Source organism: Sphingomonas sp. (assembly GCF_041661885.1).
Taxonomy (GTDB): Bacteria; Pseudomonadota; Alphaproteobacteria; order Sphingomonadales; family Sphingomonadaceae; genus Sphingomonas.
The window spans coordinates 212,708-227,904 of sequence record NZ_JBAZTL010000003.1 but is presented as its reverse complement, the minus strand read 5'-3'; the positions used below and the strand labels follow the sequence as shown (position 1 = coordinate 227,904).

Sequence of the window (15,197 nt, the reverse complement as noted above, 5' to 3'; positions counted from 1 at the left end):
CGCACTGCATTGACCGCTTCCCCGGCGAAGGCCGGGGCCCAGTTGCGAAGCTGGTGGTAAGCGGGCGTGGTGCCAGCCAATTCCGCCTGCGCTCCTGGGCCCCGGCCTTTGCCGGGGAAGTGCAAGAACGATTACAGGTCCGGGGCCTTGGCCGCCTCGGTCAGCATCGCAATCGCTTCGTCCAGCGGCAGGAACTGCTGCCGGTCGCTACCCAATTGGCGCAGCGCGACCTTACCTTCCTCAGCCTCGCGCTTGCCGACGACGAGCAAGTTCGGGACCTTTGCCAGCGAGTGCTCGCGCACCTTGTAGTTGATCTTCTCGTTGCGCAGATCGGTCTCGACGCGAATGCCCGCCGCCGCCAGTTTCGCGGCCACTTCGGCGGCATATCCATCCGCATCGGACACGATCGTCGCAACCACCGCCTGCACCGGCGCCAGCCACAAGGGGAAGCGCCCGGCATGATGCTCGATCAGGATGCCGATAAAGCGCTCGAACGTGCCGAGGATCGCGCGGTGCAGCATCACCGGGCGGTGGCGCTCGCCATCCGCGCCGACATAGCTGGCATCGAGTCGTTCGGGCAGCACGCGGTCCGACTGGATCGTGCCGACCTGCCACGTCCGCCCGATCGCATCGGTCAGGTGGAATTCGAGCTTGGGCGCGTAGAAGGCCCCTTCGCCCGGCAGTTCCTCAAAATTGGCCTTGATCGTCTCGCTGAGGTTGGAGCCGAGCACCGCCTGGCGCAATTCGTCCTCAGCCTTGTCCCACATCTCGTCCGAACCGAAGCGCTTTTCGGGGCGCAACGCGAGCTTCACCGCATAATCGGAGAAGCCCAGGTCCTGGTACACGCTGTCGAGCAATTCGCAGAATTGCTGTACTTCGGCGACCAATTGATCCTCGCGCACGAAGATATGCGCGTCGTCCTGCGTGAATTGGCGCACGCGCATGATGCCGTGCAGCGCACCATGCGGCTCGTTGCGGTGGCAGCAGCCGAATTCGGCCATGCGCATCGGCAAGTCACGGTAGCTCTTGATGCCCTGGCGGAAAATCAACACGTGCGCCGGGCAGTTCATCGGCTTCAGCGCCATCAGATCGGCGGTGCCGCTGAAAATCGCCGCGTCATCCTCGGTATTCGGGATTTCGTCGGGCACGACGAACATGTTCTCGCGATATTTGCCCCAATGGCCGGACTGCTCCCACTGGCGCGCGTCCATCAATTGCGGGGTTTTCACCTCGACATAGCCCGCCGCGTCGAGCCGACGCCGCATATAGGCCTCGAGCTGACGCCACAGCATATAGCCCTTGGGGTGCCAGAACACGCTGCCTTGCGCTTCGGACTGGAGATGGAACAGGTCCATTTCCTGGCCGATCTTGCGATGGTCGCGTTTTGCGGCTTCCTCCAGCATCGTCAGATGCGCATCGAGCTGTTTCTTGTTCAGCCAGCCAGTGCCGTAAATGCGGCTGAGCATCGCATTCTTCTGGTCGCCGCGCCAATAAGCACCGCTCACGCGCGTCAGCTTGAACGCCTGCGGGTCTAGCTTGCCGGTCGATGCCAGATGCGGCCCGCGGCACATGTCGAGCCACGCGTCATCACCCTTGCCCGCCTTATAGACCGTCAGGTCCTCGCCCTCGGGCAATTCGGCGGCCCATTCGGCCTTGAAGCTCTCGCCCTGCGCGGTCCAGCGCGCGATCAGATCGGCGCGGCTCCACACTTCGCGGATCAGCGGTTCGTCCTTGCCGATGATGCGGCGCATCTCGGCCTCGATCGCGGGCAAATCCTCGTCGGTGAACGGACGATCTTTCGGCGCGAAATCGTAATAAAAGCCGTCATCGGTCGAGGGACCGAAGGTGATCTGCGTCCCCGGAAACAGGGTCTGCACCGCTTCGGCCAGCACATGCGCGAAATCATGCCGCGCCAGTTCCAGCGCATCGGCTTCATCCTTCGCGGTCACCAGCGCGAGCGCGCTGTCACCCTCAAACGGCCGCGTGATGTCGCGCAATTCGCCATCGACGCGCGCGGCGATCGCCGCTTTCGCCAGGCCCGGCCCGATCGCCGCAGCCACATCCGCGGGGGTAGTCCCCGGTGCTACCTCACGGACGGAACCGTCGGGCAGCGAGATGCGGAACAGGGCGGACATCGGGATGGGACTTTCTTGGCTATCAGGAGCCCGGCGCTTAAGCCGGGGCCGCCGATATAAGCAAGCGCGGGCGTTCCGTCACCCTCTGCCAGCCACCGCTGTCAAGCGGGCGGGACGGTCATACCGCCCCACCCGCCTGCGCTCAGCAATGACCGCTGACCATCGTTTCCAACCGCACCTTCGGCGGGGGCATTCGCCGGCCCTGCTCGACCTGGAAGCGGTCGGCCTGGGCAGACAATTGCCCGACTTCGCCGGTCAGGTTGCGCGCGGCAGCCGAGGTTTGCTCAACCATCGCGGCATTTTCCTGCGTCGATCGGTCGATCGCGTGGACGGCACTGCTCACTTCGGTGATCGCGCCAGCCTGCGCCTCGTTATCATGGGCGATTTGCTTTGCGAGCACCGCCACCCGGTCGCCCGAGTCGAGAATGACGCCGAACGCCTCGTCCACCTGCTGGACCGCGTCAACCGCCGCGCCGATATCGATCCGCGTGACGCCCAACTGGTCGCGCGCACGCTTGGCCTCTTCCTCGGCGCGCATCGCGAGCGCCGAGACGAGATCGGCCACCACCGCAAAGCCGCGCCCGGCATCGCCTGCACGCCCGGCCTCGACCGCCGCGTTCATCGCGAGAACGCGCGTCTGGAACGCGATCTTGTCGAGCCCGCCAATCACGTCATCGATGCCCTTGGCGCTGTCGAGCACGCGCGTCATCGCCTGCACGGCAGCATCGGTGCGACCGCGGCCTTCAAGCACGGCGGCATTGGCCTGTTCCGAGGTTTCCACCGACTGCGACGCGGCAAGTGCCGTCGCCTTGAGGCGGGAATCGACTTGCTGGATCGCGGCGGTGGTCTGCTCCAGGCTCGCGGCGGTGCTTTCGGTGCGGCGGGCAATATCGTTGGCCGCCTGGGCGATTTCGTTCGAGCCGCTGTGAATGTTGCTGGCGCTCGATTTCACCGAGGCAAGCAACTCGCGGAGATTGCCGAGCGCCTCGTTGAAGCTGCTCTTCATCGACGCATAGGTGCCGGGGAAATTTTCGGTGATATTTGCGGTAAGGTCGCCATCGGAAAGCCGCCCGAGCTTTTCGACCATCGTCCTGGTCACCGTCGCGTTGACTTCCGAATTACGTTCCAGCTCCGCATTCATGACGACTTGCTGCTGCGCATTTTCGCGGAATGCGAACATCGCCTTGGTCATGCGCCCTACGCAATCGCTGAATTCGGTGAATTCAATCGGTGAATCGAGATCGCCGGCGGCGAGCCCCTCCATCCGTACGACCGTCGCGACATAGGGGCCGGCAATGGCCTCGCGGAAGAGATGCGCCATGACGAGGCCGACCGTGGTCGCAACCACACCGACCAGCAACGCACCCTTGGGATTCAACCACATAGCGCAGGTCGTTACGGCCAACAAACCAACGAACAACCCGAAGGCAACAAGCAATTTCAACCGGATGGGAGCTGACGATTTAAACCAATACACGGGGGGGCCTCCTGAAATCATACTTTAGAATTAGAAAGACCATCCTCGCGCACGGTGCGAAGACGCCTGCATCGATATTATAGGAAAAAATTTTGTGAAATTTCGCACGTCACGCCAATTCCGCGTCGGCGATGAGCTCTTCGCGATTGCGGATTGCCGACGCGGCTGACTATGTTGCGGACGGGTTTCGACAAAATCGCGGCCTCATCCAGCAGGGAACAGAATGATGCTGACCGGATTGCTGATGTACACAATCATTGTACTCCGGCTTTTCCCCGAAACGGCTGCGGCGCGGTGGCTGGATCGTATCGTGGGGATCACCCGCGATGCGGTTGGCAGGATCGAGCGTCGACACCTCATCTTTCTGGCACTGATGGCGGCCATCCTGATCGCGGGTGCCGAAATGCTGGCGGTGGCCGGGCCGTTCGACATGGCGCTGGTCCTGTTGTGGGACGTGTCGACCTATATCGACATTGTGCTGACGACTGCAGTGGTCGCGACCGCCACGCGCGGTGGCGCGGGCTGGCGCGCGATCGTCGCACGCTTTCTGCCACGCCGTGCGCCGCGCGCGCGGCGGCGGCGGCATGGCAAGCGGGCCGCCCCGCCCACCGCCAATGACGACGACCGACCCGCCCTTGCCCGCGCGGCTTAGGCCACCCCGAACGGCACCACGCGATTGCCGCGATAATGGCCGATTTGGGCGCGCCCGAGATAGGGCACGCGCATCTCGCCGCACCAGCGCGCGATCATAGTTTCAAGGCTTTCGCCCCAGGGCGGATCGTTGTCCACCACTTCGCTGACTTCGCCCAGACGAACGCCCGCCAGCCCTTTGAGCTGCGTCGCGTGTGCCATCGTGAACAACATGCGATCGACACGGTAGAGCGGCTCGGACACTTCCTCGACGATCAGCACATGATCGGTGAGATCGGGGAGCCACGGCGTGCCGATCAGCGCGGTCAGGATTGCAAGGTTGAACGCCGCTGCCGGTCGCCCGTCCAGGCCGGGCTCAAGCACGGAGCGATCCTTGCGCACAAGCCACAAGAGCGACCGCGCAAAGGCGGCACCACCGTCCCCGCTCGCCGCAACCGAGGCCATCGGGCCGTGCACCGGATGCCCGATTCTGGCGGCGTACAACGCGCCGAGCAGGAAGCCCATGTCGGAAAAGCCAAGATAGGTCTTGCGGCGCGCGGCCTCGCCCAAATGCGGCATCACGCTGTGCAGGATGCGGTTGGAGCCATAGCCGCCGCGCGCGAACCAGATCGCGTCAAAAGCAGGATCGTTGGCGACCTCCAGAAACGCCGCCGCACGCACCGCGTCCGACCCGGCGAAATGCCCTTCGCTGAGGAAGCATTGCGGATGAAACACCAGATCGACCTCCGGCGTCGCCACCGCCGCCAGCCCGAGCGCACGCGACGCCAGCGCTTCATCGATCCCGCGTGCCGGTGCCACCACCCCAATTCGCATTGCTATCACCGTTCGTTTCGAGCCCATCTCTGTCGAGCACAATCGAGAAACCTGCCCCCCGCCCCGTCGCCCGGTTTCTCGACTGCGCTCGAAACGAACGGGAGGGGTGGTGCTTTCCGACAACCCGCGATAGCCCGCTGTCATGAGCAACGGCAAATCCTACTTCTCCGCCCCCTATTTCTTTGTCGGCATTGGCGGCAGCGGCATGATGCCCTTGGCGATGATCCTGGCCGGGCGCGGGGCCAGCGTCGCCGGATCGGACCGCACGCTCGATGCCGGGCGTTTGCCCACCAAATTCGCCGATCTCGCCGCCAAGGGCGTGACGCTGTTTCCGCAGGATGGCTCCGGCGTCACTTCGACCGAGCAGATCGTCGTTGCCTCGGCGGCGGTCGAGCCGAGCGTCGCCGATATCGTCGCCGCCGATCGCGTCGGCGCGCGGCGGTTGAGCCGCCCCGAACTGCTCGCATCGTTGTTCAACGCGAGCGAACTGCCAATCGGCGTGGCCGGCACCAGCGGCAAATCGACCGTGACGGGGATGATCGGCTGGGTCCTCCACGCCTGCGGGCGCGACCCGACCGTGATGAACGGCGCGGTGATGAAGAATTTCGCTAGCGCCGACGCGCCCTTTGCCAGCGCTTTGGTCGGCGATGGCGCGGCCTTTGTCAGCGAAGTCGATGAGAGCGACGGGTCGATCGCGCTCTACACGCCCAAAATCGCGGTGCTCAACAATGTCAGCCTCGACCACAAATCGCTGGAAGAACTGCGCGCGCTGTTCGCCGATTTCGCGGGCAAGGCCGAAACGACCGTCCTCAACCTGGGCGATGCCGAGACGGCAGCACTGGCGGCAAAGCTTGATCCCGCGCGGCTGGTAACCTTCGCGGTCGAGGCGGCTGCTGATCTCAGCGCGCGCAACCTCCAGCCCGAACCCTTCGCGATCGGTTTCGATCTGTTGGTCGATGGCGCGACGCATCCGGTGCGGCTGTCGGTGCCGGGGCAGCACAATGTCGCCAATGCGCTGGCGGCACTGGGCGCAGCGCGCGCGGCGGGGGTGCCGCTGGCCGAAGCGATCCCCGCGCTTGCGGGCTTTACCGGGCTCAAGCGCCGCTTCGAACTGGTCGGGACCAGCGCCGACGTCACCGTGATCGACGATTTCGGGCACAACCCCGACAAGATCGCCGCGACGCTGGCGACGCTGCACGCCTTTCCGGGGCGCTTGCTCGTGCTGTTCCAGCCGCACGGCTATGGTCCACTGAAGGTGATGCGCGCCGAACTGGTCGCGATGTTCCAGCGGATGCTCGAAGACGAGGACCTGCTGGTGCTGCCCGATCCGGTCTATCAGGGCGGGACGGTGGCGCGCGAGGTGACCAGTGCCGACATCGCCCGCGACATCGGCGCGCAGGCGCACCACATCGCCGATCGCGCACAGGCCGCCGCCTGGCTGGTCGAGCAAGCGCGACCCGGCGACCGGATTGTGGTAATGGGCGCGCGCGATGATACGCTGAGCCAGTTGGCCGCCGACATGCTGCCACAAATCGCGCGCAGGTTCGCCTGAACTACCAAGGAGCCGCTTTATGTTTCGCCGCCTGTTCCTCGATCACCCCGCCGCAGTTGGCGAGAGCTATACCGAGCATTTCGGCGTCGCCTCGCGCTTTGGCATGGCGCTGGTTGGCGGCGGACTCGCGTGCCTTGTTCATGCCTTCGTACCCGCCGCGTTCAAAACCACCGGGAGCCAGACCGTGCTGCGCCTGAACAAGCGCATCGTCGAAAAGCGCGCGGCGGTGATGGCGGACGAACTGCAACGCCGCACGGTCGAATATGTAATCTGAATCTGATCCTCCCCGAAACGGGGAGGATACAGAGCCCCGGTTCCCGAGACCACGCTTCCCCGCTATGGCGGCGCGATGCTGCGCATCACCGATCTCAAGCTCCCGCTCCACCATGCCGACGAAGAACTCGCCGCCGCGATCCGCCAGCGGCTGCGCATCACCCCGCGCGATCTGGTGCGCTACACCATTGCCAGGCGGGCGCATGACGCGCGCGACAAGACCGACATCCAACTGGTCTATTCGGTCGATGTGAATGTGCGCGACGAAGCGCCGGTGCTGGCGCGCTTCAGGAAGGACCGGCATGTCCAGCCCACCCCCAACACGGCGTACAAATTCGTCGCCAAAGCGCCCGAGGGCTGGAGTGGCCCGCGCCCGGTCGTCATCGGGGCGGGGCCGTGTGGGCTGTTCGCCGGGTTGATCCTCGCGCAAATGGGCTTCCGCCCGATCATCCTCGATCGCGGCAAGGTGGTGCGCGAACGCACCAAGGACACCTGGGGCCTGTGGCGGCGCAGCGTGCTCAACCCGGAAAGCAACGTGCAGTTCGGCGAAGGCGGTGCTGGCACCTTCTCCGACGGCAAGCTCTACAGCCGGATCAAGGACCCGCGTCATCTCGACCGCAAGGTGCTGACCGAGTTCGTCAAGGCCGGTGCCCCGCCCGAAATCCTGACCGAGGCACACCCGCATATCGGCACCTTCCGCCTCGTCACGATGGTCGAAAGCATCCGCGCAACGATCGAGGCGCTGGGCGGCGAATATCGCTTCGAAACGCGCGTCGATGGCATCGATGTCGCCACCGACGAAAACGGCGCGCGGCGGATGCGCGGGCTGCATTTGCATAACGGCGATTATCTTGCCGCCGAACAGGTCGTGCTCGCGGTTGGCCATAGCGCGCGCGACACCTTCCATATGCTCCATGCAGGCGGCGTGCATATCGAGGCCAAGCCCTTCTCGATCGGCGTGCGCATCGAGCATCCGCAATCGTGGATCGACCAGGCGCGCTTCGGCCCCAATGCCGGGCACCCGATTTTGGGCGCGGCGGAATATCACATCTCGCACCATGCCAAGAACGGGCGCACCGCCTACAGTTTCTGCATGTGCCCCGGCGGCACGGTGGTGGCGGCAACCTCCGAGGAGGGCCGCGTCGCCACCAACGGCATGAGCCAATATTCGCGCAACGAACGCAATGCCAATTCGGGGATGGTGGTCGGCATCGACCCCGAGCGTGACTATCCCGAGCATCCGCTCGCCGGGATCGCGCTGCAACGTCAGATCGAGGAACGCGCCTTCGTCGCGGGCGGCTCCAACTATCACGCGCCCGCGCAACTGTTGGGCGACTTCCTCGCCGGGCGGCCCTCGACCAAGCTTGGCAGCGTCATCCCCTCCTATCGCCCCGGCGTGACGATGACCGACCTGTCGCTGTGCCTGCCCGAGTTTGTCATCACCGCGATGCGCGAGGCGCTGGTCCAGTTCGGGCGTGAAATTCCGGGCTACGACCATCCCGACGCCGTGCTGACCGGCGTGGAGACGCGCACCTCGGCCCCGGTGCGCATCACGCGCGGCGACGATTTCCAGAGCCTCAATACGGCCGGGCTGTTCCCGGCGGGCGAGGGCGCTGGCTATGCCGGGGGGATTTTGTCGGCGGCAGTGGACGGGATCAAGGTGGCGGAAGCGGTGGCGGCGCAGATCACGGCGTGAGCGGACTCGCTACCGGCCCTATCAGGGCTCCTTGACAGACAAGGAAACTTGACTGTAAAGCTTCCTTCACAAGAGTGAAAGGATGCTTTCCATGCAGAAGCGCAATCCCGCGCAGCAGCGCTACGTCGTGCGGTTTATTCCAACGATGTTCAGCTATGGCGTTGTGCTGTTCGCCGCGACCTATCTAATCCGTTTGTGGCACCCCACCGGCATTACACTGGCAGCGCTTGCGGTTGCCCCGTCCCTGCCCTTGCTCGGCGTGATCGCGATCATGGGTCTGTACCTGGCCGAGGAACGCGACGAATTTTTGCGCCAGCGCCTGGTAAAGGCAATGCTTGGGGGGTTAGCGATATTGCTGGCCGTGCTGACGGTCTGGGGCTTTCTCGCCAATGGCGGGCTTACCGACCAGCCACCCGCCTTCCTCGCCTTCCCATTGTGGTGCGGTGCCTTCGGATTGGTCCAATGCGGGATGGGTCTGCGCGACCGCCTGACGTCGCGCGCCGCAGCATGATCAACCGCCTCAAGGTGCTGCGCGCCGAGCGGGGCTGGAGCCAGGGCGACTTGGCCGAGCGACTGGAGGTGTCGCGCCAGAGCGTCAACGCAATCGAGACCGGGCGCTACGACCCCTCGCTCCCGCTCGCCTTCCGCATCGCCGAATTGTTCGCGCTTCCGATCGAAGCGATTTTCGTTAGCCCCTCCAAAGGAGACGCCGCATGATGTCTGCCCGCAAAACTGCTTTGATCGCCGCGCTGGCGCTGTTGCTGCCCGCCGTGCCGACCCACGCCGCCCCAACCGTCGCACAGGTGGCGACGACAGCCGAGCAGCGCCTGCCGCATATTTCGATCGTCACGATGGGCAAGGGCAGCCCGGTGATCCTGATCCCCGGCCTCGCCTCCCCGCGCGCGGTGTGGGACGATGTCGCGCCGGAACTGGCCAAAACACACCGCGTCATCCTGGTGCAGGTCAACGGTTTTGGCGGGGACAATCCCGGGGCCAACCTCCAGCCCGGCGTGCTCGACGGCATCGTCGCCGACCTCGATGGCTATATCGCGCGCGAGAAACTGCACGGCACGCTGGTGATCGGTCATTCGATGGGTGGGCTGGTCGGCATGATGCTGGCGAAGGCGCATCCGGAAGACCTTGCGCGGCTGATGATCGTCGATTCGCTACCGTATTTCGCGGTGCTGATGGCTCCACCGGGCGTCGATCCCACTCCTGCGCTGGTCGCGCCGCAAGCCGCAAAATTGCGCGACGCGATCGCCGCCAGCTATGGCACCGCGCCAAGCGACGCGGCGCTGGCGGCACAAACGCGCGGTTTGGCGATCAAGCCTGCCAGCATCGTCCGGATGACCGCCTGGGCCAAGGCCGCCGACCCCCGCGTAACCGCACAAGCGATGTATGAGGACCTGACCACCGACTTGCGTCCGGTCCTGGGGTCGATCACGACACCAATAACCTTGCTATACCCCTGGAATGCAGGCGGACCGAGCAAGGCGATGGCCGATCCGTTCTACCGCAAGCAATATGCCGCAGCGCCGCACATCAGCTATGTCGATATTGGCGACAGCGCGCACATGGTGATGCTCGATCAGCCAGAGGCATTCAAGGCGGCGGTGGTCGCGTTTGTGGCGGGGAAGTAACCCTCCCTTCCTCCCCGGCGAAGGCCGGGGAGGAAGAAGGGGAAAACAAACGCCCGATTTCCCCTCCCCCGATCTTCGGCTAAGCCCGCCGCCATGACCGACGCCCCGCCCCCTGCCCGCCCCGCGCTCGCTTATCATCTGACCGAGGGCACCGGCCCGACGGTGGTGTTCCTGCCCGGTTATGGCTCCGACATGGAAGGGACCAAGGCGCTGACGCTCGAAGCCTGGGCGAAGCGCAGCGGTCGCGCCTTTCTGCGCTTCGATTATGGCGGGTGCGGGCAAAGCGAGGGCGATTTCGAGGACCAGACGCTCACCGGGTGGCGCGACGATGTGCTGGCGATGCTCGATCAATTGGTCGAAGGGCCCGCCGTGCTGGTGGGATCGTCGCTTGGCGGCTGGCTGATGTTGCTGGTCGCGCGCGACCATCCGCACAAGGTGGCGGCGCTGGTCGGCATCGCGCCCGCGCCCGATTTCACCGACTGGGGCTTCACCGTCGATGAGAAACTGCAGATCCTCTCCGAAGGGCGGCTGGAGAAGGTCGGGCGCTATGCCGATCTGCCGATGGTCTATACCCGCGCTTTCTGGCAATCGGGCGAGGCCAATCGGGTGCTGTTCTCAGGCCTGCCGATCGACGTGCCGGTGCGGCTGCTGCAGGGCCTGGCCGACACCGAAGTGCCGTGGAATCGCACCTTGCGCCTCGCCGAGCTGCTCCGTTCAGGCGATGTGCAGCTAACGCTGGTCAAGGGCGGGGACCACCGCCTGTCACGCGATGCGGATCTCGCCTTGCTGATCGCCGCGGTTGAGGATGTGACGCGCGCCTTATGATCTTGCTGCCTCTGCTTGCCGCCGCTGCGCTTGTGCAAAGCACCACCACCGGGCCGACTGGCCCCGCCGCCCCGAGTGGCGACCGCTATGACCGGTGCCTGGCGCTGTCGACCACCAACCCCACCGCCGCCGAGGCCGAGGCGGGGCAATGGGAATTGGCGGGCGGCAGCTTTCTTGCCAGCCAGTGCCTGGGCATGGCCTATAGCCGCGAACAACGCTGGTCCGCCGCCGCCGCCGCGTTCGAGAAAGCGGCAACCGGCGCGGAACGGGCCAAGGACACACAAGCCGCCAATTACTGGGCACAGGCGGGCAATGCTTGGCTGGCGGCGGGCGATGCCTCCAAGGCGCGCAGCGCACTCGATGCCGCGCTGGCGACCGGCACGCTGACCGGCCTGTCGCTGGGCGAGGCGCATCTCGACCGCGCGCGCGCGATGGTGGCGGGCGACGACACGGAAAATGCGCGCGACGACATCGACCATGCGCTGGGCGAAGTCCCCACCGACCCGCTGGCATGGCTGTTGTCGGCAACGCTCGCGCGGCGGATGCAGGAGTTGCCCCGCGCCAAGAAGGATATTGCCGAGGCTTTGCGCCTGGGCGGAGACGATCCTGCGGTACAATTGGAGGCAGGCAACATCGCCGCACTGGCTGGCGATGAAGCCGGGGCCAAGGCGGCCTGGCAGCAGGCGGTGTCGCTGCGCCCCGACAGCGTGCCCGGAAAGGCAGCGGCGGCGGCCTTGACGCAATTCGACGCCAAACCGTAGCTGGCGCTTGCCGCCGGGCACGCCTATTTGGGCGGCAAAGCCTGCAGGAGTGCGTCGATGAAATACCTCCACACGATGATCCGCGTGACCGATCCGGTTGCGACGGTCGACTTCTTCAAACTGCTCGGCTTGGAGGAAGTGCGCCGCTTCGACAATGAAAAGGGCCGTTTCACGCTGATCTTCCTCGCCGCGCCCGGCGACCATGACGCGCAAGTTGAGCTCACGCACAATTGGGACCCGGAACCCTATTCGGGCGGGCGCAATTTCGGCCACCTCGCCTATCGCGTCGACAATATCTACGAGACGTGCCAGCGGCTGATGGACGCCGGAGTGACGATCAACCGTCCCCCGCGCGACGGCCACATGGCCTTTGTGCGTACCCCCGACAATATCTCGATCGAGCTGCTGCAAGATGGCGTGCTGCCGCCTGCGGAGCCCTGGATGTCGATGCCCAACACTGGAGAATGGTAATGACGACCACCCTCGACATCGTCCGCGTGCCCGCGCTTGACGACAATTATGTGTGGCTGGTGCACGACGCCGTTTCCGGCGAAACCGTGGCGGTCGATCCAAGCGAGGCAGCGCCCGTTCTAGCGGCGGCGAATGCGCGCGGCTGGAAGATTTCGCAGATCTGGACGACACACTGGCACCCCGATCACACCAATGGCAATGCCGAGATCAAGGCGCTGGGCGCGACCGTCAGCGGCCCCGCCGCCGAAGCCGACAAGATCCCGACGCTCGATTATGGTCTGCGCGAGGGCGATAGCGTCAAGATCGGCAACCATGTCGCGCGCGTGATCGAAACGCCGGGGCACACCGCCGGGCATATCGTGTTCCACATGGCCGATGATGCGCTGCTGTTCAGCGGCGATACGCTGTTCGCAATGGGCTGCGGGCGCTTGTTCGAAGGGGGGCCGGCGCAGATGTTCGCCAATATGCAGCGGCTCGCCGCACTGCCGCCCGAGACGATCGTGTTCTGCGCGCACGAATATACGCAGTCGAACGGCCGCTATGCCGCCGCCGCCGAGCCCGACAATGCCGCCATCACCGAACGGATGAAGGACGTCGATGCCAGGCGTGCGGCAGGCGAGCCGACCGTGCCGACCACGATCGCGCTGGAACTGGCCACCAACCCGTTCCTGCGCGCTTCCTCCGCTGAGCAATTGGCCGAACGACGCGCGGCAAAGGATGTTTTTTGACCGCGAAATAGCGTAAAGACACTTCGGGGGTAGATGCTGTGAAAAGGACCGTTGCCATGTACCGCTTCCTTCTACCCGCCGTGCTGCTGATCGGCGGGACCGCTGCACTTTCCGCCGATACCAAGGGCTATGCCGCGCGCCAGGCCGCGCAGGACAAGGTCGAACTCGACAAGCAGCTTGCCGGGCTGGTGCCGGGCAAGCCGCAGACCTGCATCGACCCGATCCGCTACCGCGACACCACCCGCGTCGGCGACACGATCCTGTACAAGAACGGCCGCAACGACATCATGCGCACCGATACCGGCGGCGGCTGCTTCGGGCTGCGGCGCGGTGACGCGATCGTGAGCAAAACCTTCGGCAGCCAGTTCTGCCGCGGCGATATCGTGCACACGGTCGATCTCGTCAGCCATATCCCGAGCGGCAGTTGCAGCTTCGGCGACTTCATCCCGTATCGCAAACCGTGATCCGCGCCGCCCTACTCGTATCCGTGCTCGCCACGATGGTGGCGTCGGACAGCAAGGCGCTCGACAAGGCGCTGGCCGGGCGCGCAGCGGGCAAGCCCGAGACGTGCCTATCGACGAGCCGGATCGGCAGCCCGCAAGTGATCGACGATCACACGCTGCTGTACCATGATGGCAGTCGCATCTGGCGCAACGATCTACCCGATGCGTGCCCGGGCCTCCACGACGATGCGATCGTGGTGAACGAAGTGTTTGGCGGGCAGGTCTGTCGCGGCGACCTGTTCTACACGCTCGATCGCTCCGGGCTTGGCATCCCTGGCCCACGCTGTCGCCTGGGAGCCTTCGTGCCGTGGGACAAGGTTAAGAGCGGGGTTAAGTAAAGCGGGAGGGCCGGGGCACCCTCCCCTCCCTTACAGCACGAACCGGCTGAGATCGGTATTGCGCGCGATGCTCGCCAGATGCGTCTCGACATAGGCCGCATCGACCACCACCGTCTCACCGCCGCGATCCTCGGCGTTGAAGCTGACATCTTCCAGCAGCTTTTCCATCACCGTCTGCAAGCGCCGCGCGCCGATATTCTCGATCTCGCCATTCACTTCCGCCGCAATGCGCGCGACCGCGCGGATGCCGTCTTCGGTAAATTCGACCCCGACATTCTCGGTCGCGATCAGCGCGACATATTGCTGCGTCAGCGATGCCTTGGTGTCGCTGAGGATCGCGACGAAATCGTCCTCGGTCAGCGCCTTCAGCTCGACCCGGATCGGCAAGCGGCCTTGTAGCTCGGGCAGCAAATCGCTCGGCTTGGCGACGTGGAATGCGCCGCTGGCGATGAACAGGATGTGGTCGGTCTTCATCGGCCCATATTTGGTCGCGACCGTCGTCCCCTCGATCAGCGGCAGCAAATCGCGCTGCACGCCCTCACGGCTAACCGATCCACCGCGTACGTCGCTGACCGCGATTTTGTCGATTTCGTCGAGGAACACGATCCCGTTCGCCTCGGCATCGGCCAAAGCGGCACGGCTGACCTCATCCTGGTCGAGGCGCTTGTCGGCCTCTTCCTCGACGAGCTTGTCCCATGCGGCGGGCACGGTCAGCTTGCGGCGCTTCAACTGGCCGCCGCCGAAAGCCTTCCCCATCATCTCGGACAGGTTAATCATCTGCGCACCGCCACCGGGCAGCTCGAAGGGCATATTGGGCTGCGCCTCCAGCTCGATCTCGATTTCGGTGTCGCGCAAATGGCCGTCGTGCAGCCGCTGACGGAACGCCTCGCGCGTCGCCTCGCTCGCGCCCTTGCCGGTCAGCGCGTCGAGCAGGCGGCCCATCGCGGCCTCCTCGGCCTTGTCCTTCACCGCGGCGCGGCGGCGTTCCTTTTCCAGCCGGATCGCTTCCTCGACCAGATCGCGCGCAATCTGTTCGACGTCGCGACCGACATAGCCAACCTCGGTGAATTTGGTCGCCTCGACCTTGATGAACGGCGCATCGGCGAGCTTGGCGAGGCGGCGGCTGATCTCGGTCTTGCCGCAGCCCGTCGGCCCGATCATCAAGATGTTCTTTGGGCTTACCTCGTCGCACAGCTCCGGGCTCAGTTGCTGCCGCCGCCAACGGTTGCGCATCGCGACTGCAACCGCACGCTTGGCGTCGGCCTGGCCGATGATGTGCGCATCGAGCGCTGCGACAATGGCTTTGGGGGTAAGGGCTTCGTTCATTTTGGGTC

17 protein-coding genes are annotated in these 15,197 nt (G+C 65.0%); 13 read left to right on the top strand and 4 right to left on the bottom strand.

Features of this window, described 5'->3' with window-relative positions; genetic code table 11:
* Positions 1-131: 131 nt before the first annotated feature.
* Positions 132-2,135 carry a threonine--tRNA ligase gene (gene thrS / locus WC704_RS07525; protein ID WP_372889298.1) on the bottom strand — a complete coding sequence of 668 codons (2,004 nt, stop codon included), beginning with the start codon at positions 2,133-2,135 and terminating at the stop codon, positions 132-134.
* A 142-nt stretch (positions 2,136-2,277) separates the two neighbouring features.
* Positions 2,278-3,519, bottom strand: coding sequence for a methyl-accepting chemotaxis protein (locus tag WC704_RS07520; RefSeq protein ID WP_372889297.1), 1,242 nt, complete (start codon positions 3,517-3,519; stop codon positions 2,278-2,280).
* A gap of 337 nt (positions 3,520-3,856) precedes the next feature.
* Between WC704_RS07520 and WC704_RS07515 the strand changes: the two genes are divergently transcribed.
* Positions 3,857-4,264 carry a hypothetical protein gene (locus WC704_RS07515; protein WP_372889296.1) on the top strand — a complete coding sequence of 136 codons (408 nt, stop codon included), beginning with the start codon at positions 3,857-3,859 and terminating at the stop codon, positions 4,262-4,264.
* Here the strand turns inward: WC704_RS07515 and WC704_RS07510 are convergent.
* Complete coding sequence (locus WC704_RS07510; protein ID WP_372889547.1) at positions 4,261-5,076, bottom strand: LD-carboxypeptidase; 816 nt, start codon at positions 5,074-5,076, stop codon at positions 4,261-4,263. The genes WC704_RS07515 and WC704_RS07510 overlap by 4 nt on opposite strands.
* A 142-nt stretch (positions 5,077-5,218) precedes the next feature.
* On the opposite strand from WC704_RS07510, the gene murC reads away from it, so the two are divergent.
* The 12 genes from murC (at position 5,219) to WC704_RS07450 (ending at position 13,863) form a co-directional block, all read left to right on the top strand.
* A complete protein-coding gene (gene murC / locus WC704_RS07505; RefSeq protein WP_372889295.1) occupies positions 5,219-6,628 on the top strand; it encodes a UDP-N-acetylmuramate--L-alanine ligase in 1,410 nt (469 codons plus the stop codon).
* Positions 6,629-6,647: 19 nt separating this feature from the next.
* A complete protein-coding gene (locus WC704_RS07500; protein WP_372889294.1) occupies positions 6,648-6,902 on the top strand; it encodes a DUF6356 family protein in 255 nt (84 codons plus the stop codon).
* A gap of 75 nt (positions 6,903-6,977) precedes the next feature.
* A complete protein-coding gene (locus WC704_RS07495; RefSeq protein ID WP_372889293.1) occupies positions 6,978-8,597 on the top strand; it encodes an NAD(P)/FAD-dependent oxidoreductase in 1,620 nt (539 codons plus the stop codon).
* A gap of 91 nt (positions 8,598-8,688) precedes the next feature.
* A complete protein-coding gene (locus tag WC704_RS07490) occupies positions 8,689-9,108 on the top strand; it encodes a hypothetical protein (RefSeq protein ID WP_372889292.1) in 420 nt (139 codons plus the stop codon).
* On the top strand, positions 9,105-9,314 hold the full coding sequence (locus WC704_RS07485) for a helix-turn-helix transcriptional regulator (protein WP_010407093.1): 210 nt from the start codon (positions 9,105-9,107) through the stop codon (positions 9,312-9,314). Before WC704_RS07490 ends, WC704_RS07485 begins: the two co-directional genes overlap by 4 nt.
* Positions 9,311-10,237 (top strand): alpha/beta fold hydrolase, encoded by a 927-nt coding sequence (locus tag WC704_RS07480; protein WP_372889291.1) that lies wholly within the window; start codon positions 9,311-9,313, stop codon positions 10,235-10,237. Before WC704_RS07485 ends, WC704_RS07480 begins: the two co-directional genes overlap by 4 nt.
* Before the next feature lie 93 nt (positions 10,238-10,330).
* The gene (locus WC704_RS07475; RefSeq protein WP_372889290.1) at positions 10,331-11,062 is read left to right on the top strand and encodes an alpha/beta hydrolase family protein; all 732 of its coding nucleotides are present in this window, start codon (positions 10,331-10,333) and stop codon (positions 11,060-11,062) included.
* Positions 11,059-11,823, top strand: a complete 765-nt coding sequence (locus tag WC704_RS07470; protein WP_372889289.1) for a hypothetical protein — start codon at positions 11,059-11,061, stop codon at positions 11,821-11,823. Before WC704_RS07475 ends, WC704_RS07470 begins: the two co-directional genes overlap by 4 nt.
* Before the next feature lie 57 nt (positions 11,824-11,880).
* A complete protein-coding gene (locus WC704_RS07465; RefSeq protein ID WP_372889288.1) occupies positions 11,881-12,294 on the top strand; it encodes a VOC family protein in 414 nt (137 codons plus the stop codon).
* A complete protein-coding gene (gene gloB / locus WC704_RS07460) occupies positions 12,294-13,022 on the top strand; it encodes a hydroxyacylglutathione hydrolase (protein ID WP_372889287.1) in 729 nt (242 codons plus the stop codon). Before WC704_RS07465 ends, gloB begins: the two co-directional genes overlap by 1 nt.
* Positions 13,023-13,078: 56 nt before the next feature.
* Positions 13,079-13,486, top strand: a complete 408-nt coding sequence (locus tag WC704_RS07455) for a hypothetical protein (RefSeq protein WP_372889286.1) — start codon at positions 13,079-13,081, stop codon at positions 13,484-13,486.
* Positions 13,483-13,863 carry a hypothetical protein gene (locus WC704_RS07450; protein ID WP_372889285.1) on the top strand — a complete coding sequence of 127 codons (381 nt, stop codon included), beginning with the start codon at positions 13,483-13,485 and terminating at the stop codon, positions 13,861-13,863. Before WC704_RS07455 ends, WC704_RS07450 begins: the two co-directional genes overlap by 4 nt.
* A gap of 30 nt (positions 13,864-13,893) precedes the next feature.
* Here WC704_RS07450 and hslU read toward each other — a convergent pair whose 3' ends face one another.
* Complete coding sequence (hslU, locus tag WC704_RS07445) at positions 13,894-15,189, bottom strand: ATP-dependent protease ATPase subunit HslU (protein WP_372889284.1); 1,296 nt, start codon at positions 15,187-15,189, stop codon at positions 13,894-13,896.
* Positions 15,190-15,197: the final 8 nt, after the last annotated feature.

What these genes read in the sequence shown, in the direction of transcription:
- thrS (WP_372889298.1), bottom strand. Translation starts at nt 2,135, where the DNA reads ATGTCCGCCCTGTTCCGCATCTCGCTGCCCGACGGTTCCGTCCGTGAG.
- WC704_RS07520 (WP_372889297.1), bottom strand. Translation starts at nt 3,519, where the DNA reads ATGTGGTTGAATCCCAAGGGTGCGTTGCTGGTCGGTGTGGTTGCGACC.
- WC704_RS07515 (WP_372889296.1), top strand. Translation starts at nt 3,857, where the DNA reads ATGTACACAATCATTGTACTCCGGCTTTTCCCCGAAACGGCTGCGGCG.
- WC704_RS07510 (WP_372889547.1), bottom strand. Translation starts at nt 5,076, where the DNA reads ATGCGAATTGGGGTGGTGGCACCGGCACGCGGGATCGATGAAGCGCTG.
- murC (WP_372889295.1), top strand. Translation starts at nt 5,219, where the DNA reads ATGAGCAACGGCAAATCCTACTTCTCCGCCCCCTATTTCTTTGTCGGC.
- WC704_RS07500 (WP_372889294.1), top strand. Translation starts at nt 6,648, where the DNA reads ATGTTTCGCCGCCTGTTCCTCGATCACCCCGCCGCAGTTGGCGAGAGC.
- WC704_RS07495 (WP_372889293.1), top strand. Translation starts at nt 6,978, where the DNA reads ATGCTGCGCATCACCGATCTCAAGCTCCCGCTCCACCATGCCGACGAA.
- WC704_RS07490 (WP_372889292.1), top strand. Translation starts at nt 8,689, where the DNA reads ATGCAGAAGCGCAATCCCGCGCAGCAGCGCTACGTCGTGCGGTTTATT.
- WC704_RS07485 (WP_010407093.1), top strand. Translation starts at nt 9,105, where the DNA reads ATGATCAACCGCCTCAAGGTGCTGCGCGCCGAGCGGGGCTGGAGCCAG.
- WC704_RS07480 (WP_372889291.1), top strand. Translation starts at nt 9,311, where the DNA reads ATGATGTCTGCCCGCAAAACTGCTTTGATCGCCGCGCTGGCGCTGTTG.
- WC704_RS07475 (WP_372889290.1), top strand. Translation starts at nt 10,331, where the DNA reads ATGACCGACGCCCCGCCCCCTGCCCGCCCCGCGCTCGCTTATCATCTG.
- WC704_RS07470 (WP_372889289.1), top strand. Translation starts at nt 11,059, where the DNA reads ATGATCTTGCTGCCTCTGCTTGCCGCCGCTGCGCTTGTGCAAAGCACC.
- WC704_RS07465 (WP_372889288.1), top strand. Translation starts at nt 11,881, where the DNA reads ATGAAATACCTCCACACGATGATCCGCGTGACCGATCCGGTTGCGACG.
- gloB (WP_372889287.1), top strand. Translation starts at nt 12,294, where the DNA reads ATGACGACCACCCTCGACATCGTCCGCGTGCCCGCGCTTGACGACAAT.
- WC704_RS07455 (WP_372889286.1), top strand. Translation starts at nt 13,079, where the DNA reads ATGTACCGCTTCCTTCTACCCGCCGTGCTGCTGATCGGCGGGACCGCT.
- hslU (WP_372889284.1), bottom strand. Translation starts at nt 15,189, where the DNA reads ATGAACGAAGCCCTTACCCCCAAAGCCATTGTCGCAGCGCTCGATGCG.